The organism is Nonomuraea sp. NPDC049141 (assembly GCF_040648415.1).
In the GTDB taxonomy this organism is placed as follows: Bacteria; Actinomycetota; Actinomycetes; order Streptosporangiales; family Streptosporangiaceae; genus Nonomuraea.
Window position 1 is genome coordinate 46,819 of record NZ_JBEZDR010000021.1, and the last position, 19,070, is coordinate 65,888.

At 67.1% G+C, this 19,070-nt stretch carries 16 protein-coding genes and 1 pseudogene; 8 read left to right on the forward strand and 9 right to left on the reverse strand.

Features of this window, described 5'->3' with window-relative positions; genetic code table 11:
* The first annotated feature begins 36 nt into the window (after positions 1-36).
* From AB0B91_RS46375 to AB0B91_RS46390, 4 genes are all read left to right on the forward strand, one after another.
* Positions 37-267: a hypothetical protein gene (locus AB0B91_RS46375; protein ID WP_358335089.1), complete on the forward strand. Its 231-nt coding sequence runs from the start codon at positions 37-39 to the stop codon at positions 265-267.
* A gap of 235 nt (positions 268-502) precedes the next feature.
* Positions 503-2,302, forward strand: a complete 1,800-nt coding sequence (dacB, locus tag AB0B91_RS46380) for a D-alanyl-D-alanine carboxypeptidase/D-alanyl-D-alanine-endopeptidase (RefSeq protein ID WP_358335092.1) — start codon at positions 503-505, stop codon at positions 2,300-2,302.
* Entirely contained in the window at positions 2,299-3,519 is a 1,221-nt protein-coding gene (locus AB0B91_RS46385; RefSeq protein WP_358335095.1) for a serine hydrolase domain-containing protein, read from the forward strand. Before dacB ends, AB0B91_RS46385 begins: the two co-directional genes overlap by 4 nt.
* A 42-nt stretch (positions 3,520-3,561) precedes the next feature.
* Positions 3,562-4,716: a serine hydrolase domain-containing protein gene (locus AB0B91_RS46390; RefSeq protein ID WP_358335098.1), complete on the forward strand. Its 1,155-nt coding sequence runs from the start codon at positions 3,562-3,564 to the stop codon at positions 4,714-4,716.
* Between the two features lie 294 nt (positions 4,717-5,010).
* On the opposite strand, the gene AB0B91_RS46395 is transcribed toward AB0B91_RS46390, so the two are convergent.
* A complete protein-coding gene (locus AB0B91_RS46395) occupies positions 5,011-5,592 on the reverse strand; it encodes a TetR/AcrR family transcriptional regulator (protein ID WP_358335101.1) in 582 nt (193 codons plus the stop codon).
* Positions 5,593-5,675: 83 nt separating this feature from the next.
* On the opposite strand from AB0B91_RS46395, the gene AB0B91_RS46400 reads away from it, so the two are divergent.
* Positions 5,676-6,083 carry a VOC family protein gene (locus AB0B91_RS46400; protein WP_358335103.1) on the forward strand — a complete coding sequence of 136 codons (408 nt, stop codon included), beginning with the start codon at positions 5,676-5,678 and terminating at the stop codon, positions 6,081-6,083.
* A 105-nt stretch (positions 6,084-6,188) separates the two neighbouring features.
* On the opposite strand, the gene AB0B91_RS46405 is transcribed toward AB0B91_RS46400, so the two are convergent.
* Both AB0B91_RS46405 and AB0B91_RS46410 read right to left on the reverse strand, forming a co-directional pair.
* A complete protein-coding gene (locus AB0B91_RS46405) occupies positions 6,189-8,015 on the reverse strand; it encodes a WD40 repeat domain-containing protein (protein WP_358335106.1) in 1,827 nt (608 codons plus the stop codon).
* A gap of 618 nt (positions 8,016-8,633) precedes the next feature.
* Positions 8,634-9,119 carry a hypothetical protein gene (locus AB0B91_RS46410; protein ID WP_358335109.1) on the reverse strand — a complete coding sequence of 162 codons (486 nt, stop codon included), beginning with the start codon at positions 9,117-9,119 and terminating at the stop codon, positions 8,634-8,636.
* Positions 9,120-9,508: 389 nt separating this feature from the next.
* Between AB0B91_RS46410 and AB0B91_RS46415 the strand changes: the two are divergent.
* A pseudogene (locus tag AB0B91_RS46415) lies at positions 9,509-10,882 on the forward strand (BTAD domain-containing putative transcriptional regulator); the annotation flags it as partial.
* A gap of 1,686 nt (positions 10,883-12,568) precedes the next feature.
* Here AB0B91_RS46415 and AB0B91_RS46420 read toward each other — a convergent pair.
* The 5 genes from AB0B91_RS46420 to AB0B91_RS46440 form a co-directional block, all read right to left on the reverse strand.
* The gene (locus AB0B91_RS46420) at positions 12,569-13,405 is read right to left on the reverse strand and encodes an ABC transporter permease (protein WP_358335112.1); all 837 of its coding nucleotides are present in this window, start codon (positions 13,403-13,405) and stop codon (positions 12,569-12,571) included.
* Positions 13,402-14,424 (reverse strand): ATP-binding cassette domain-containing protein, encoded by a 1,023-nt coding sequence (locus AB0B91_RS46425; RefSeq protein ID WP_358335115.1) that lies wholly within the window; start codon positions 14,422-14,424, stop codon positions 13,402-13,404. Before AB0B91_RS46425 ends, AB0B91_RS46420 begins: the two co-directional genes overlap by 4 nt.
* A gap of 301 nt (positions 14,425-14,725) precedes the next feature.
* Positions 14,726-15,046 (reverse strand): hypothetical protein, encoded by a 321-nt coding sequence (locus AB0B91_RS46430; protein ID WP_358335117.1) that lies wholly within the window; start codon positions 15,044-15,046, stop codon positions 14,726-14,728.
* A gap of 195 nt (positions 15,047-15,241) precedes the next feature.
* Positions 15,242-15,775: an RICIN domain-containing protein gene (locus AB0B91_RS46435; protein ID WP_358335120.1), complete on the reverse strand. Its 534-nt coding sequence runs from the start codon at positions 15,773-15,775 to the stop codon at positions 15,242-15,244.
* 226 nt (positions 15,776-16,001) lie between these two features.
* The gene (locus tag AB0B91_RS46440; protein WP_358335123.1) at positions 16,002-16,802 is read right to left on the reverse strand and encodes a metallophosphoesterase; all 801 of its coding nucleotides are present in this window, start codon (positions 16,800-16,802) and stop codon (positions 16,002-16,004) included.
* Between the two features lie 169 nt (positions 16,803-16,971).
* Here AB0B91_RS46440 and AB0B91_RS46445 point away from each other — a divergent pair, with 169 nt between their 5' ends.
* The gene (locus AB0B91_RS46445) at positions 16,972-17,325 is read left to right on the forward strand and encodes a DoxX family protein (RefSeq protein ID WP_358335126.1); all 354 of its coding nucleotides are present in this window, start codon (positions 16,972-16,974) and stop codon (positions 17,323-17,325) included.
* 273 nt (positions 17,326-17,598) lie between these two features.
* Positions 17,599-18,528: a type II CAAX endopeptidase family protein gene (locus AB0B91_RS46450; protein ID WP_358335129.1), complete on the forward strand. Its 930-nt coding sequence runs from the start codon at positions 17,599-17,601 to the stop codon at positions 18,526-18,528.
* Between the two features lie 312 nt (positions 18,529-18,840).
* Here the strand turns inward: AB0B91_RS46450 and AB0B91_RS46455 are convergent, their stop codons facing one another.
* Positions 18,841-19,059: a hypothetical protein gene (locus AB0B91_RS46455; RefSeq protein ID WP_358335132.1), complete on the reverse strand. Its 219-nt coding sequence runs from the start codon at positions 19,057-19,059 to the stop codon at positions 18,841-18,843.
* Between the last annotated feature and the right edge of the window lie 11 nt (positions 19,060-19,070).

Below are 19,070 nucleotides of genomic sequence, written 5' to 3' on the forward strand. Positions count from 1 at the left end.
GCGAATCGGGGGGTGTATGCCGGACAAGATGTTGCCGTGGGTTCTATTGTGAGCGAGTGGGAATTGTCCATGATGGAGCTCCTTCTTGTAGCCTCCGAGCCGGATGTGAAGAAGCGAGCGTTGGATATTACAAGAGAAGCGGTGAGGGATCTGTTCGAGGCGCTATCTCAAGAACATCAATCCGTTTTTGCGGCAGCGAAGACGCCCGATGACATCATCGCCGAAGTTAAGCGCAAAAAGCTGGTTCCCAATCAGATTGGCCCTTGATCAGAGCTCCGTACTGCATGGCGCGCCAGGAGCATCTGGGGGAGATATTCGACTGTCTGGAGAGGCTCACCTTGCTTGCTTGGTGATGGGGTTACGACGAGCAGAGGCGCCGTGCTATTCACTGGATCACTGGTGTCCCCGGCCACCGGCGCGTTAAGTCGACTGATTTTGTGCTCGATCTACTCCGAGCGGGGGTGACTGAGCGAGAGCATGATGGCGCGCTTTTGGCAACGCTTTGCTGATCACCCTTAACGGGTCGGCCACTCCGGCAGGCTCGGGCCTGACAACCCGGGACGAATCGGTGGAACCACGACCCGAAACCGTTCGTGTAGACCAAGGCCGCCGAAGAGATGCCGGCGTCGCGGCAACGGAAACACTCAGGAAACGCGCCGATGTGTTGCCTGTCCACGTGACTCGATACCGATCATCGTCCTCACCGCCAGTATGGTCCAGGCGATCCGTGCTCGGCCTGCTGAGGGCGCTTCCGTTAGGCAGCGTGGGCGGCCTGCCCGGCTTGCGCGTCAACCAGCTCGCCCCCGCAGGCCGGCGCGGGACATTCGATCTCGCCATCGACGCTCGTATCCGGGAGATCATCCACAGGCCTGCGTTCCAAGGCTCTCGCTGGGGGATGAAGTTCTCCTCGCTGAGCACGGGTGAGGATCTCTACTCGATGAACACCGAGCAGTTGTTCGTCGCCGGGTCCTCGTTCAAGATCTTCCCTGCTGGCACCGCCTTCTCGACGCTGGGTGGCGGCCACCGCTTCCGTACCCGGGTGTACCGCACAGGCCCGGTTGTGCGGGGTGTCCTGAAAGGCGATCTGGTTCTGGTGGCGGGTGGCGACCTACTGCTGGGCGGCCGTATCCAGCGCGATGGCACGCTCTCCTTGCCGGATCCCGACCACACCTACAATGCCAAGCCGCTCGCGGGTGACCCGCTGAGAACGCTTCGGGGTCTTGCCGGCCAGGTGAGAGCCCGGGAGATCCGTCGCATCGAGGGGGGCGTTCTGGTCGACTCCTCCCTGTTCCGTCAAGGGCTTGAGGACATCTTCAGCGACGGCATCAAGGCGGCGGTGTCGCCCATGATGGTCAACGACAACGTCGTGGACGTGTCGGTGCGGCCAGGGGCACGGGTCGGTGCGCCGGGGCTGGTGCGGTTGTCGCCGGATGTCGGGTACGTACAGATCGCCAACGAGGTGACCACGATCGCCGCGGACGGGGTGGCGGCCGCTCGACGGCTGACGTTCACCGATGACGTTGCGAACCCGGACGGCACGCGCCAGGTGCGACTCGCCGGCGACGTCATTCTCGGCGGCCAAGAGCGGTTCATCTCCTACCACGTGCCCGAGCCCACGCGATTCGCCGAGTTCGCCTTCACCGTCGCGCTCGAAGATGCTGGGATCGGCGTTGACGCCGCTGCGGGCCGTGATCGGCCTATGGCGTACGACACGACGCGCGACCTCGTGGCGCAGCACATCTCACCGCCGTTGTCGGAGGAGGTGAAGGTCATGCTCAAAGTGAGTTCGAACGTGCACACCGTGTGCTTCCCCTATCTGGTCGGGGCGATCGCTGGAGAGGATGCGCGCAAGGCCAAGCAGCGAGGCGAAGAATTCCAGAGTCGGCTCTTCCAGCAAGCCGGGCTGGATCCGCACCCGCCGGGCGCCTCCGACGTGAGATACACGCCGGACTTCTTCCTCGGATTCCTGCGCCACATGGCCCGGCAACGGTACTTCCGCCACTTCTACCGGGCGCTGCCCATCATGGGCAAGGACGGGACGTTGGCCGACATCCAGGTGGACTCGCCCGCCGCGGGTCATGTCTACGCCAAGACCGGGACAGCCGGTACAACCTCCCCCGACACGGGCGAACCGCTGATCGCCAAGGCGCTGGCCGGATACATCGAGCTTCCCGACGGCTCCTGGACGGCGTTCGCGGCATTCATGGAACAGCAGGCCACCTCTCCCGATCTCCTCACGGCCGCGGGCCAGGCATTGGGCGAGATCGCGACAGCCGTGTACGAGGAGACGAGCCAGTCATGACCCACGAAACATCCACCTCGCGCACCTCCCGGCGTTCCGCACTCGGGCTGCTGGGCGCCGCTCCGATCGCGGTCGGCCTGCTCACGGCCGGGCGGCCCGCGCACGCGGAGGCTTCGGCCGCCCGCTCGATACCCGCCGACCTGCGGGCCGGCGGAAAGTTCGACCGGTTCATCGCGGACCGGGCCGCCAATGACCTGTTCTCCGGCGTGGTGCTGCTGGCCTACCGCGGCAGGCCAGTGCTGCGGCGCACCTACGGCATGGCGAACAAGGCATCATCGATACCCAACCGCCTGGACACCCGCTTCGATCTCGCGTCGGTGACCAAGACCCTCACCGCGGTGGCGGTCGCCCAGCTCGCGCAGCAAGGCAAAATCGCCTTCCATGAGAAGCTCGGCACCTATCTCCAGGGATTCCCGGCGGAGATCGGCCAGACCGTCACCGTACACCAGCTTCTGACGCACACATCCGGCATCGGCCGCCCGGCCGTTGGTACCGAACCGCCGACCAGACCGGAATGGAACACGATCCAGAAGGTGTGGGACGGCACCGCGAAAGCCATCCGCGCGCTGCCGCTGCAGTTCACCCCAGGGACCCAGTACCGCTACAGCAACGACGGCTTCTTCCTGCTCGGCGAGATCGTGGCCGCGGTGTCAGGACGGTCCTACTACGACTACGTCCGCCAACACATCTTCACCCCGGCCAGGATGCCCCACTCCGACTTCTTCACCAAGACCCAGGTGACGGCCGACCGGACCATCGCACGCCCGTACGCCACCCAGCCGTCCGGCCCGCGCGCCGACTTCACCACCAGCGACTTCTTCCCGTTCGTCGGCGGGCCGCACCGCGGCGCCTACGCCACCGCCACCGACCTGCTGGCTTTCGCACGCGCACTGCGGAACGGCACACTGCTCGGCCCGGCCTACGCCGAACTGATCACCACCGGCAAGATGATCATGCCGCCGTCGGAACAGCAGGGTCTCACCCGCCAGCACCTGTTCTACGGCTACGGCTTCACCGACGCCATCGTGGGCGGCCGGCACGTCATCGGCCACTCCGGCAGCTCCGCGGGCGCTGCCAACAACCTGGACACCTACCCCGAACTGGACTGGACGGCGGTGATCCTCAGCAACTACGACACCCCCATAGCCCCGATCGTCGAGATGGAACGACAGATCATCACCGAAAACGCCCGACCGAGCGCCGGCACGGCTTCCTGACCTCCACGACCGAGTTCGACTCGACTCCAAGGGAGTTGTTCCATGAATCACGCGACCGTTGCCCGAACTCTCACCGCCGCGACCGCGGCGACCTTGCTTCTGGCCGCCTCGCCCGCGACCGCGGACTCCCGCACCGCCTTGATCGGTGACGTCCAGCAGGCTATGGACGCCCTGGCCAAGACTCCCGGCGTCGTGGGCGCCATCGGCGGGGCGTACGTTGACGGCAAGCCGGCAGGCCAGGGATCGGCGGGCTCTCTGTTGCTCGACGGTAAAGGCGGCAGGATTCCAGCGGGTTCCCGGTTCCGCATCGGGTCACAGTCCAAGCAGATGGTGGCCACTGTGGTGCTCCAACTGGTCGAGGAGGGCAAGCTCGGCCTGGATGACACGCTCGGCGGTCTGCTGCCCGAGGTGGCCGACGACGGGCTGGTGGAGCGGGCCGACGAGATCACCGTACGGCAGCTGATCCAGCACACCTCCGGCATCCCCGACTGGTTTCACAAGGGCACCTCAACGGCCCCGGCGTTCGACGTCTTCGACTTCACCACCTACTACCGGCCGATCGACATGGTGAAGATGACCCGCGGGTGGTCGCGTACCGGGGAGCCCGGCGAGAAATTCGCCTACTCCAACACCAACTACACCCTCATCGGCATGATTCTCGAAAAGGTGACGGGCCATACTCTGGCGGACGAGCTCAAGCAGCGTCTCTTCCGCCCGCTGGGCATGACCCGGACCTATCAGCTCACCAAGCCTCCGGAGGGCATCAAGGGCCCGCACGGGCACGGCTACTATCCCGACTCCACCGGCACGCTGCGCGACGTGCACCGGTTCAACGCCAGCTACGGCAACGGAGCCGGAGGCGTCGTCTCGACCACGCATGATGTCAGCGCCTTCCAGCGGGCCTTCACCCGCGGCAAGCTGCTGCCGCCGGCACTGCAGCAGGTCATCACCCAACCTCCGGGGAGCGGGGGTGGGCAAGAGGGACCGGGCTTGTGCGGGGGGACGCTGAAGGGCGCTATGCCCGGCGGTTCGGGGCCTGGTCTCACTGCGTTGACCTTCGCCTCAGCCGACGGTCGGCGCCAACTCGCCCTGTCCGTCACGCTGAAAACCTCCGACACCCACACCGTCATCCCGGCAATGATCAAAGCGGTCGAAGCGGTGCTCTGCCCGGCCACTTCCGTCGTGAGCCGGTCATGAATATGAAGGACATCACGTGAGGTGCGTAAATCTAACGCCCACTCATTGGCCATCCAGAGGATGACCGGCGATGACATCCGGCTCAAAGCGCTGAGGACGCCAGGCACCGCGCCCTGGCGCCGCGATGTGGGTCGCCCGCGACTTCACCACCGCGCACAGGGCGCGCAGGTCTTGCGATTTGGGAGACGGCCCTGGTCGTTCTTCTCTCACGCCGCTTCGTGAGCTCGGCGTCCAGCGGTGGAAGGGCCGTTCGGCAATGTCGCCGCCACTCCGTGGATCCGGCCGAGCCGGGCGTCATGGCGCGCGCAATGACTCCAGCAGGCGCGACAGCGCCGCCAGCGTGGCGGTCACGTCGCCGGGGCCGGCGGTCTGTGCCAGCCACAGGGCCGCTTCGTTCATCGCGCCCGACAGCAGGCGGGTCAGTGGCGCGACCGGCTGGTCGGGGATCGTCCCGTTCTCGACGAGGTCGGTGAGCGCTTCGGCCAGGTGCTTGGCCGAGGCGTCCTCATCCATCGCCCGCCAATCGTTCCAACCCAGCACCGCCGGCCCGTCGATCAACATGATCCGCTGGATCTCCGGGTCGGCGCCCGCGGTCACGAAGGCCGCGCACCCGGCCTTGAATCGGGGCCACGGATCTCCCGCCGCCTCGGCCGCGGCGACGACCCGGGCCGCCACCTCCTGCTGCACTTTTTCGAGGACGGCGCGGAAGAGGTCGGTTTTGCCGTCGAAATGGTGGTAGAGCGCTCCCTTGGTCACCCCGGACTCGCGCACGATCTCCGTCAGACTCACCGCGGCGTAGCCCTTGGCGGCGAACAGGCGCCTGCTCTCGGTGACCAGCGTCTGTCTGGTGCGCTCCCTCTGCTCCGCTCTGGTCACCGCATCCCCACTTTGACATACCGATGGTACGCGAACTAGCGTACCCTCACATACCGCTGGTATGTGAAAGGAAGGGGAGCGACATGGGCCCAAGTAGCTTCTATCCGGTGATCTGCACGGCCAAGGTGGCCGAGTCAAGGGACTTCTACGTGCGCCTGTTCGCCTTCGAGGTGACGTTCGAAGCCGACTGGTACGTGAGCCTGCGCCGCGGCTCCTACGAGCTGGCGCTGCTCGACCACACTCATTCGACGTTGCCGCAGGCCTACCGGCAGCCGGTCACGGGGCTGCTGCTCAATGTCGAGGTGGCCGACGTTGACGCCGAGTGGGAGCGCCTGGTCGTCGGCGAGGGGCTGGTCCCGGAGCTGCCGTTGCGCGACGAGGACTTCGGTCAGCGGCACTTCATCGTGCCGGACCCCAACGGCGTGCTGATCGACGTCATCACGCCGATCCCCCCGTCCGAGGAGTACGCCGCGCACTACGCGTCGGTCTGAACGCCTGAGCCCAGCGAATAGGCGCCTGCCCAGCCAAGTGATCAGCCAGTTGGAGGACCGAACCGGCACAGAGGGTCCCTACAGTCCTGTCGAACCATGCCATGGTCAGCTCGATCGGGTTGCGGTGAGTACGGCGATGTCAAGGTCGAAGCAGACGATGATGTGGCCTTGTGGGGTGGCAGCGACGGCATTGACCACGTCGGGGAATTCGATGTCAGGGCTGATCTTGTCGAAGGTGGTGAGGCTCCATGCCGCTACCGTTCTGTGGCTGGCGGCAACTGCGATGGGATGGCCGTCGACCGTGGTGGCGGCGAGTGCGGCCACGGTTCCCATGGGAAGCTGGCCGATCTGCTGAGCGGTGGCGACGTCCCATACCTTCAGCGGTGTGTCGCGCCAGTCATCGTTCGTGGTGATGGCGATGGGTCGTCCGTCCACGATGGTGGCGGCCACGAGGCGTACCGGTTTGCCGTTGCTTCCGGTGGTCTGGAGTCCGGTGTCGCGGTTGGTGGTGAGGTCACGGACCCGGAAGCCGCCGCCCCACCGTCCGAGTAGGGCGACGGGCTGGTCGTCGAGCGTGGTGGTGGTGAGGTCGTGTACCCATCGATGGTCGCTCTTGCGGGGGTTGCCGGTCTCTTCGCCGGTGCGGAGATCCCATACCCGGATGGTCTTGTCGTCGCCGGCGGTGATGGCCCGGGGTGGGTCGCCCGTGTTGTCGGCCGCGACGGCGGTTATCGGGCGGCGGTGGGTGGTCAACGGTGCTCCGGCCGCTTTCCCCAGTGTGAGGTCCCAGAGTCGGACCTTGCCATCCTTGCCTCCGGTGATCGCCACCGCGCGACCGTCCACTTGGGTCGCGGCCACAGCAGTGACGGTGCCGGTGTTGTCCGTGAGTGGCCGGCACACCTGATCGCCGGTGTCCAGATCCCATACTCGTACGGTTTCGTCATCGCTGCCGGTGACCGCCACCGGTCGGCCGGCCACTGAAGTGGTGGCCACCGCCGTGATCGCGGCGTCGTGGCGGACTGGTTTGACGGCTGGTTCGCCGACGATCAGATCGGACACCCGGATCGACCCGCCGTCGCAACTCGACACCACCACCTGCCGGCCATTCACTACTGCCGTCGCCACCGCATGCAGCGTGCGGGGATGCTGAGGGAACAGCTCACCGGCCAGCTCGGCCGTTTTCAGGTCCCACACCTGGATGGTCGGCTCGTTGGAGTCGCAGGTGATCGCCACCAGTCGGCCGTCCACAATCGTGGTCGTCACGGCCTCCAGGTCCGTGGATCGGGGGAGGTCACCGACCGGCAGTCCGGTGGCTAGGTCCGACACGCGGGTGGTCGTCTGGTAGCCACCAGAGACGACCACCAGATGGCCGGGAGTCGGCTCCGCGACCGCGACCGCGCTCACGTGTCCACTGTGGCCGGTGAACGGGCTACCCACCGGATCACCGGTATCCAGGTCCCATACCCGGACCGTTCGGTCGCCGCCTGTGACAGCCACCCAGCGGCCGTCCAGCACCGCGGTCGCCACCGCGAACACCGGGCCGGTGTGGCCGCGGATCGGTGCCATCACTTCCTGCCGCGTTTCCAGATCCCATACCCGTACCGTCGTGTCGTAGCAACCGGTGACCACCACCCGGCGGCCATGGCGTTCCGCGATCGCGAGGGCCTCCACATTGTCAGCCTTAAGGTGGAACGGTTCACCCACCGGCCTACCGGTCGCGAGTTCCCACACCCGTACGGTGTCGTCGTCACCACCGCTGACCACCACAGGGCGACCGTCCAGAACTGACATCGCCAGCGCCCGCACCGCGTTCGTGTGACCAGCCCATGGGGCGCCGACCCGCTCGCCGGTCGACAGATCCCAGACCCGTACGGTGCTGTCGCCGCCTCCGGTGACCGCTACGGCACGGCCGTCGAATACCGCGGTCGTCACCGCCGCCACCCAATTGGCGCGACCGTCGGTGGTGCCTAACGGCGGGCATGACATCACGCCCTTCGGCAGCAGACTGGTCCAAGTCTGCTGCACATGCCAGGCAGCAGGACGAACAACCGGGACCTCATGGCGGGACAGTGGCGACATGCCGCGCATAGTAGTTGCCGGCACCGGGACGCGTCTCGAAGAAGCTCGGGGCGGTCATCTTTCCGGGTGGCGACGCCGGAGCGTTGATCGCTGTCGAACGTGGCGACGAGCGGATCTTCAGGCATGCGAGCCCTCGACGATGGATTGGAGGTGCGGGTGCCCATCGCCGTGGTGGGCCAGGTATGGCGCGGTGGCCCCAAGCCGGCGCGCCTCGCACGTCTCCTGCGCTCCGTATCGCTGCCGTCGGCCCGACCTTGGAGATCATCGCCATCTGAAGCGCTCGCTTCTCCGACCCTCGAACGACCCGACCGGAGACAAGCCGAACAGGGCGATGATCAGTCAGTAGACCACGACGCGGGGTGATCGCCGCGCCATTACCAGCCCGAACGCACTCTCACCGAAGGTCGTCGGCGAGGGTCGAGTCCCAATTGCGTACGCCGGGTGGCGGTGTGCTCGCAGCTTTCGGACGGCTCAGTTGTAGGGGTTGTCGTAGGTCACGGATTTGGTGCGACTGTTGTAAGTGTTGCCGGGATAGAACCAGCCGCCCGTCACGTACAAGGTGACGTTCGTGAGGGTGGTGGAGTGGGTGTATTCACCGTCGTAGAGGAACAGGGACAACTGGCACCCGGGGGGAGCGGTTGCCGTGCCCGTCTGGGCCGGATAGAAGACGGTGCTGCCGTTGACAGAGACGTAGAAGTTCGGCATGGGGTAGGACCCGCTCCCCCAGCACAGCCGGAGCGCGTACCTGAACTTCGTGTTTCCGTCGTCGAACGCCAGCGTGCCGGTCAGCTGCGCGAGCATGATCGACGGGCCGGCGTTCGAGGTCACCGTGATGGACACGGTCTGGTCTGGACCGTAGGCGGCGTGCGCGGGAGTGACGGGCACCAGGATTGCCGCGAGTGTTGCGATGGCGATGGCGACGGAGCTGGCCGCACGACGTGCTTTGGAATGTGTCAATTTCCAGCCTCATCTCTTTCATGATGTCGGCGGAGCGCGCACGGAGAATATTGTCGGGGCCTCCAGGCGTCCAGAGAGACGATGGAGAGCCACTGATTCGGCCCGGCATTAACTTGTGCCATGGCAGCTCGCGCGAGGGTAGGCGAGGCGTGCTATCAGGTCGGGGATGAGACCTGCGGAGCCGTAATACCGGCATGACGGGTGAAATTTTCATTCCACCGGGACGCGGTCGACTCCTGCACCGAAGACGGCTAGACCGGCGTGATCGTTACTCGCTGAGCAACTAGCCTGAGGGTGTGTCCCCCGCACTTGTCCTGCTCGACGACGTCCGCTGGCGAGGTGTGCGCGTGATCGGTGATCGCGCGCAGACCCTGCTGGCCGTACTCGCCATGCATGGCCACGCAGGGGTCAGCGTCGAGCGCCTGGTCGAGGAGTTGTGGCCCGACGAGGAGCCGGCCAATCCGACGAAGGCGCTGCAGGTGGTCGTCTCGCGGACCAGGGCGGTGACCTGCGCCGACGTCGTGGTGCGGATTCCGCGTGGTTACCGGCTCGGGCTGCCCGCCGGTCAGGTGGACGCGCTGCTGCTCAGCGCGCTGGTGGAGCAGGCACGGGCCGCACTGGGCGAGGACGACATGGTGCTCGCGCGTCGCCGCGCCGAAGAGGCCATGGGTATCGTGGCCGGCGGCGTGGACGGTGCCGCGGGCCCACTCGCTGAGCTGAGAGGCGTCGCGGCGGGGTGGATGGCTGAGGCGCGGCGGGTGGCGGCGATCGCGCGGGGCCGGAGTGGCGCTCATGAGGGCGCGCTGCCGCTGCTGGAGGAGGCCGCGGCCGATCGGCCACACGACGAGGAGCTGCTCGCCTGCCTGCTGCGCAGCGAGGCCGCCGTACGAGGTGCCGCCGCCGCTCTGGAGCGTTACGAGCGGTATCGCGCGGGCCTGGTCGCGCGGCTCGGCACTGGACCAGGGCCTGAGCTCGCTCGCGTGTACGCCGAGCTTCTCGTCGCCGATCGGCCGGTACGTGAGGGCATCCTGTTCGACGGTTCTTCGCTGCTCGGCCGCGAGGGCGACATCCGTGCGGTGCACGCCCTGTTGCAGACCAACCGGGTGGTCTCCATCATCGGTCCTGGCGGACTGGGCAAGACCCGGCTGGCACATGTCGTCGGCAGGAACGCCACGCAGCCCATCGCCCACTTCGTCGAGCTCGTCGGCGTCTCCTCGCCGGAGGGGGTGGTGGGCGAGGTGGGCTCGGCGCTCGGGGTTCGGGACTCGGTCAGCGGGCGTCGTGTCCTGACCGCCGAGCAGCGCTCCGACGTACGCACCCGGATCGCCCAGCATCTTGACCAGGCTCCGGCGCTGCTGATCCTGGACAACTGCGAGCACGTGATCGAGGCCGCCGCCGACCTGGTGGCCTTCCTGACCGTGACGACCCGCGACCTGCGGGTGCTCATCACCTCGCGCGCTCCCTTGTCGATCCCCGCCGAACGCGTCTACCTGCTCGGCGAGCTGCCCATGGGCGACGCGGTGGAGTTGTTCCGTCAGCGCGCCACGGCCGGCCGCCCGGGTGTGCGGATCGACGAGGGAGTGGTCGAGGAGGTCGTCGCCCGCCTGGACGGGCTGCCGCTCGCGATCGAGCTGGCCGCGGCCAAGGTGCGGGTGATGTCGGTGGAGGAGATCGCGCGGCGCCTGGCGGACCGGTTCGCCTTGCTGCGCGGAGGGAACCGTACGGCCCCCGACCGGCACAAGACGCTGCTCGCGGTCATCGACTGGTCGTGGAATCTGCTGGAGGAGCCAGAACGGCGGGCGTTGCGGTGGTTGTCGCTGTTCGGCGACGGGTTCACGCTGCCCACGGCCGAGCACGTACTCGGCCCGGACGCCCTGCGCACGGTGGACGCGCTGACCGAGCAGTCGATGCTGAGCGTCCGCGAGACGACGTACGGTCTCCGCTACCGGATGCTGGAGACCGTCAGGGAGTTCGGGCGGATGCGGCTGAAGGATGCCGGTGAGGAGGCGCCCGCCCGGGCGGCGCAGCGGGCCTGGGCGACGGCGTACGCCCTCGAACACGCCTTCGCGCTGTTCAGTCCGGCGCAGTTCGCGGCGGCCGACGCGTTGCACGCCGAGGAGAGCAACCTCGCCGAACTGCTCCGGCAGGCTCTCGGTGAGTCCGATCCCGTCACGATGGTCCAGTTGCTGGCCGGCATCGGCGCGTTGTGGTCGATCCGTGGCGATCACTCCCGGGTGTTCGTTCACCGGGGCGCGATCGCCGAGGTGATCACCGACTGGGTGCCGCCGCCGTACCTCGTCGAGGCGACCAGGGCCGCCATGCTGATCGCGCTCATGAACATCATGGTCGTCACCGACCGCCGCGACGATCCGCTGCGCGATCTCCTCCGTACGCTGCCCATCAGCGACACGACGAATCCCCGATTGGCGGCGGTGGCCACCGTGCTGATCGCGTGCGACGTGACCGATGGCGCCGACGTGCGGCGCCGTATAGCGGAGTTGTGCCGGAGCGCCGACCGTGACGTGGCCTTGGCGGCGATGCAGACGAACGTCCAGGTCCGGGAGAACGCGGGAGAGATGGCCGAGGCGGTCGAGGCCGCCGAGCGAACTCTGACGATGCTCCGGGAGGACGAGGGGCCGTGGTCCGCCGCGATCATGCACGCCGTTCTCGCCCACCTGGTCATGCGGCTCGGCGATCGCCGGCGGGCGGTCGGACACGCGCGGATCGCCATCCCGGTGCTGAGCCGGCTCGGTGCCACAGACGATGAGACCCAGCTCCGCGCGCTGCTGCTGGTCTCCGCGCTCGCCGACGGCGACCTTGACACCGCGGCGGCCGAGCTCGCCGAGATCACCCGGATCAACGACACCGAGGCAGTGCTCGGCGGGGTGGCGATCGCCTCGTTGTGCGCGGCCGAGCTCGCACTCGCCCGCGGCGAGACGGCCGCCGCGCTGGCGGAATACCGCCTGGCCGTCCAGCGGGCGCACGACCTGCGCCTGCCCGGGGTGCCGCGCACGGAGCTCGCGCCGTGGACGATCATCGCGGTGTCGGCCACTCTGACGGCGTACGCGTACCACGCTCCTCCGGAAGACGTCCGCTACGGCGAGGACCTGTTCTCCACCGCGCGGGGCTACGACCTGCTGACCGCGGAAAACCCCATCCTCGACTACCCGGTGTGCGGCTCGATGCTCTTCGGGCTCGGCGCCTGGGGGCTGCTGCGGGGAGCCATGGCCCCCCGCGACGCGATCAGGTTGCTGGTGCTGGCCGAGCGGTTCGCGTACAACGGCAGCATGCCCTGCATGGCCTTCGAGCGGATCGAACCGTACGCGGAGCGGGCCGAGCCCGGACTGCTCGCCGCCCTGCGGGCCGAGTACGGCGATCGACGCGGCCCCGACCTGCTCGACGAGGCGCGCGGTCTCATTGAGCAGGTCTCCGGCCGTGACGGGCACGGGTCACATGTGCCGCTTGTAACTGCGTACCGACAGCGGCGCGAAGATCGCGATGACGATCAGGCACGCCAGGAGCGTCCAGGCCACCTCTCCGCTGACGATGGCGCTGTTGGCGAGGTCGCGGGTGGCCGTGACCAGGTGTGAGACCGGGTTGATCCGTACGAACGCGGCCAGCCAGCCAGGAAGGGTCTCGACGGGGACGAACGCGTTCGACAGGAACGTCAGCGGGAACAAGATCATCATGGAGATGCTCTGGACGGCCTGGGCGCTCCGGGCGATCGTGCCGACCCACGTGAAGACCCATGCCAGCGACCAGCCCGTGATGATCGCCAGCAGGATCGCGGCGAGCACCCCGCCCGCTCCGCCGCCCGGGCGGTAGCCCATCACCAGGCCCATGGCGAAGGTCAGAGCGGCCGCGATCGTGTAGCGCAGCAGGTCGGCCACCATCGGGCCGGCGAGCGGCGCGATCCGGGCGATCGGCAACGACTTGAATCTATCGAAAACACCCTTCTCCATGTCCTCGCGGAGTTGCGTGCCCGTGGCCATGCACGTCGTCAGCACGGTCTGGGCGAGGATGCCGGGAACCATCAGGGGGAGGTAGCTCTCCACGTCACCGGCGATGGCGCCGCCGAAGATGAAGGCGAACATCGCGGTGAACAGGATGGGCTGCAGCGCCACGTCGAAGAACTGCTCCGGGTTGCGGCGCATCTTCTTGAGCGCCCGCCACGCCATCGTCAGGGTCTGGACGATCGTCTCCCCTGTGGAGACGCGCCGCCGGGCGGCCGCCACGCGGTCGGCGGCCCGGACCGTCTCGCGGGCGGGTGCGGTCATGGTGCTCATCGGTTCTCCTCCGCGCGGGTCTCGTCCCCGTCCGTCCCATGGCCGGTGAGGGCGAGGAACACCTCGTCCAGGCTGGGCTTGGCCACGCTCACCGAGGAGATCGACACCCCGGCGGCGCGCAGTGCGATCAGTACGTCCGCGGCCAGGTCGGCCTGGTCGAGTGCGACGTTGAGGCGGCCCTGCTCCGGGCTGAGCACCGGGTCGGAGCCGAGGACACGCCGCACGACCTCCACGGCGGCGGGCACCTCGTCCGGTTCGGCGAGCAGCAACTGGAGGGCGGAGTTGCCGACCGCTGTCTTCAACTCGTCAGGGGTGCCCTCAGCGACTTTGCGGCCGTGGTCGATGACGGCGACGCGATCGGCGAGCTGATCGGCCTCGTCCAGATATTGCGTGGTCAGCAGTACGGTGCAGCCATCGGCGACCAGGCCGCGGATGGTGTCCCACATCTGGCCGCGCGTACGCGGATCGAGGCCGGTGGTCGGCTCGTCGAGGAAGATCAGCGGTGGCCTGGTGATCAGGCTGGCCGCCAGATCGAGGCGCCGGCGCATGCCACCGGAGAACTGCGCGATCGGTCTGTCGGCGGCCTCCTCCAGGCCGAACTGGCCCAGCAATTCGACGGCGATCCGCCGGGCGCGCGGCGCGGGGATGCCCTGCAGGCGGCTGAAGAGCCAGAGGTTCTCGCGGGCGGTCAGGTTCTCGTCGACCGACGCGTACTGTCCGGTGACGCCGACCAGCTGGCGGATCACGTGCGGGTTGCCGGCCACGTCGACTCCGAAGATCTCGGCACGGCCCGCGTCGATCTTCAACAGGGTGGCCAGCATCTTCAGCATGGTGGTCTTGCCGGCGCCGTTCGGGCCGAGGACACCGAAGATCTCACCGGGGCGTACGTCCAGGTCGATCCCGTCGACGGCACGGTGCCGGCCGAACGTCTTGGCAAGCCCTTCCGCACGTACGGCCAGATCGGTTCCTCCGACGGAGGCCGGGACGCCCCCGGTACGTCCGAGTTTTGTGATGCTCATGGCTTCACTCTCGGCGGCGCCGGTTTCACGGCACCCTCGGCCGGTTTCACCGGTTGCCGGGAGCGGCGTTCGCTTCAGCCCGTGGATGTGTAGGTGGGCCGTGTGCCACCCACCCCTTGCCCGTCTGGGTGGTTAACCGTGGCAGCCCGCTCCGAGCGGTCCTCCAGACGTCTATCTGTGAACGCGCAGGCTCCGCCTGCGCGTTCCACGTGACCGTTCATGCGCGCCATCGCCCGCCGTACAAAGCATTCGCCGCGCTCACGCCCGCTGTCCAAGACGCGCCGTCGCCGGCCACGCGATCTCACTTCGCCCGAGATTGGATGCGCCGGCGCACCAGAGCGATCAGCCCTGTTTGGATGGCGAATATCACCAGTGCGATCAGCCCCGATGCGGCGGACATCTCTTCCTCCGAAAGCCCGCCACCACATTCTGTTATGTTGCCTGCCGCATATGACACGACGCAGTCGCGTCCTAGGATCGCGGCAACGATGAACCAGTTCGCGAGCAGAAGGGGCACCGCGCACAGGACAAAGATCAGCGTGATGTAAGTCGCCAAGCCTGCCGGGTTCATCTTCGCCGGGGCCTGTTGAAGAAGCCCGCCCATTTCCGATTCGCGGCTCATCGGAAACACTTAAGCATGGGCAAGCGATCATGACAAGGTCGCTGATCTCCGTTCCCGCTGATGGCGGCTGGTGTCGGGCGATCGATGGTCCGGGCCTGGGTTCCTCGGCCCCGGCCCACCGGGGACCCGGGTTGCTGTCCTGCCTGCCGCGGATGCCCTGCGGTACATCGGGACGGTGCCGGGCTTGACCAGAGATCAGAACAAGGTGTCCTTGATCGCGATCTGGCCATTGTTGATGACGAACTTCTGGTTGGTGTTGTTGCTGTCGCACTGCCACAGGTAAATCTGGATGCCGTTGCCGCGGCCGTTGGTGGCGTCCAGGCACAGGGGGTTGCCTGAGTTGAGGGTGGATTTGAGGATGATCATGTCTCTCTGGATGACCCAGAGTTGGTTGCCGTTACTCAGGCACTGCCACTGGTAGACCCGGGTGCCGTTGGTGCGGCCGTTGGAGGAGTCCAGACACATCACCGGATTCCCGCCGACGGTGTCTTCCACCTTGATGAGGCCGCTGTCGATGACGAACTTCTGGTTGGTGTTGTTGCTCTCGCACTGCCATTGGTACATCAGGGTGCCGTTGCCACGGTAGTTGCTGACGTCGACGCACATCGCGGGCCAGCCAAGGGCGGTGCGACTGGCGGGCTGGTGAGTAGAGGCGGCGGCGGGCATGGTGGTTGCCGCACCCACCGCGGTGGAGATGGCAGCGATGGCTAGCAGACGGCGAGCAAGCATGATTGGCCCCCAGGAGAGTTGATCAAGACTCAAGCACCATGTCATGGCCGACAGTTATTGATCAATTACTCTGTGTGCAAGTCTGTCGCGTGTCGTAATGTGATGCCGGCTGCGGGGGCTGACGGGCATGCGAACAAGAAGTCGCATTAGCGACTCGAGAAGTACGGGTGGCGTGAGCGGCGGGTGCGGAAGCTCCCTGCGCACGTGGTCCTGATCGCGCTGTGCTTCAGCAGTGGGCCGCGACGAGTGCGGCGAGGTCCAGCGCGTCCCCTCTGATGCCGGCCAGCCAATCGTCTTGTACGTACTCGAAGTTGCCGGTTCCGGTGTCGAACAGGCCGATGCTCCCGGCCGTCACCTGCTGTTCGGGGTTGATCGGCGCCGGCTCCCACCGGGTGAACTTGGGCTGCACCAACTGGGCGAGCGAGTAGGAGGTCGTGCGGCCATAGCGGCGTGGGCCGTTGAGGTGGTGGTAGTGGCCGCTGACGTGCAGGCGCGGTTGCAGGTGCTCGATAAGCGCGGTCAGCTTCGCCGAGCCCTGCACGTTCCCGCGCCGGTCGCGTGACAACCCGTACGGGCCGTCATGAGTGACCAGGACGTCCACGTCACCCGGTCCGACCGCCATCAACCGCGCGTACGCGCTCTCGTCCAGGTCCATCTTCCCCGGAACCTCGATCAGCCCGAGGAACGCCACGCGCTGTCCGGCGACCTCGACCACGTTCCCGCAGGCGACATGGCGGTAAGCGCCGAGCGGGTCCACCGGCACGACCTCGGCGGCCGACGCGTCGTGCAAGGAGGCCAGCCAGTCGTGATCCTCATGGTTGCCGCTGACGAACAGCACACAGGGAACCCGCCCGAGAGCCGAGCGCACCCCCTCGGCGAATGCCGGCGACGGATCGAGCAGGCGAAAGAAGTCCCCCTGAGCGGGATGATCCCGGGCGAAACGACGGCTGGCCTCGTCCCACCGATCGAACGACGGGTAGGCGCCCAGATCGCCGACCTGACGACCGAGCCAAGTCGAGCGTCGCACCTAGGCCGGAAGAACGTCAACGATTCGTTTTGCCCCCAGCCTCGCATCGAACCTGGAGAGGTTCACCTGACATTTCCAGCGGTTGTTTCGTCGGACTACTGCCGGATCGCAAGGCTCAAACACCGCTGAGACGGAAGCTCTTGCAGCAGACCACCACAAAGGAGGGCTCATGTTCGCCACTTATGCCACGATCACCATCTTCGCCTCGGTGCTGTACGGCAGCGCCGCCGTCGTCTACCTGATCGGCCACGAGTTTCCCAAGGCTCAGGCCGACATGAAGCGCTTGCCACGGTCGTGGGTACCGGTGTTGGGCATGATGCTGGCGGCGGGCTCTTTGGGGCTGTTGGGCGGGTTCGCCGTGCCAATGCTGGGGACACTCGCTGCCGCCGGCCTCGTGCTGTACTTCATCGGCGCACTCCTTGCGCACCTGCGAGTGGGCTCCCGCAAGCTCGTGAATTGGGGCGGATTCTTCGCCACCGCGGTGGCCGCACTTGCCGTGAACCTGGTCTACTACTGGTCGTGATCCGTGGAGGCGGGCTCGCTCACCTGGCCGTCTCGGCATGACGATCGACGCGTCGCCTCACGTCGCCGGATCCCGCGAGCTTGTTGCCGACGACGGCGAATACGTGGGCGCGATCACCGCCTACCCGCTCCGGCCAATGCTCTGAGCTGGGCATTCTCTCCGCGGTACCCCTAGCTGTACCTCCATTGGGGCGTACGCGGGAACGACTGGGAAGGCCCGCCGCTGGTGTGCTGATCACTGTCAGTCAAGCACCCCCTCCCAGGAGCAAATGAAATGGCAGTCAACAGCCGGCCGGATATCGAGCAGCATCCGAGTCAGACCGGGCTGCGGGGTTTCATCCGTCGCCGTCCGCTGATCAGTTTCTTCGTACTGGCCAACCTGCTGAGCTGGGCCGCCTGGCTGCCCTACATTCTCTCGGCGACCGGACTGGGGGTCCTGGATTTCACGTTCCCCTCGCTGCTCGGTAGCACGCAGTTCGCCGGCGTTCTGCCCGGCGCCTATCTCGGCCCCATCCTCGCCGCGTTCATCGTGACCGCGGTGGCGGACGGCAGGGAAGGCGTCCGCCGGTGGGTCGGGCGGATGACGAAGTGGCGGGTCAGCTGGGTCTGGTACGTCGCGACCGCCGTCGGTGTTCCCGCCACCATCATCATTACCGGTCTCGCGGTGTCCGACGGAGACATCCACATGCCGCCCGTCGCCGTGCTGGTGGCTTACCTGCCTGGCCTGCTGCTCCAGATGGTCACCACTGGTCTGGCGGAAGAGCCTGGCTGGCGTGACTTCGCCCTGCCCCGCCTGCAGCGCAAGTTCGGCCCGCTGGTCACCACCCTCGTCCTCGGCCCGCTGTGGGGCCTCTGGCACCTGCCGCTGTTCCTGAGCGAGTGGGGCGGGTGGCCGGACGTCACCCCGATGAGGGTCGGCGAGTTCGTCGCCTCCTGCTGCGTCCTGAACGTGGTCATCACCTGGGTGTTCAACCGGACCGGCCAGAGCCTGCCGCTGGTCATGCTGCTGCACGTCAGCATCAACAACTTCCTGTCGATCGCCTACGCGGACATGTTCCCGTCGATCGCCACCGCCGAGCAGGCGTCCCACGTCATCCTGCTCGCGGGTACCACGGCAGCGATCGTGGTGCTCGTCGCGACCCGCGGCCGCCTCGGCTACCGACTGGCCGAGGAACCCACACCGGAGGTCGCCCATCAGAACTGAACGATCGACCGCGCCACAGAAGCGGGCGTGGGACCGAAAACCGGTCCCACGCCCGCTTTGCGTCATGCCCGGGGACGTGCTCTTTCAGCCTCACTGTGACTGCTCCCCCGCCGGGAGCCGCCGGAATTCAGGGGAAGGCAAGGGCGGCCTGCGGACAACAACAGATGACCGATGTCCCGCCGAAAGGCCTTTAATGAATGAGCCACACCTCGCCGTCCCCCCGGGCGACGCCCCACCGTCGCAGGACGACGCCGTGGTGATCGAGCGGTCCTGGGACGAACCCGAGCGTTTCGGCGCCGTCTTCGACGCGCACTATGCGGAGATCCACCGGTACGTGCACGGCACCGCTGCCTTCTCCTGGTCCGACTCGTCAAGCAGCCGCGTCACCCAGGCCGCGAACCCGGCCGTCGAGTCGACCGCATCGGACGGCAGCAGCCCGAAACCGTCCTCGTGGACGCCGGGCCCCCACTCGGCATGCGCCTCGAGCCAGGCGGCGTGCAGACGTGCGGTGGGCGCGATCAGCTCCGGCATACCCCACTGTA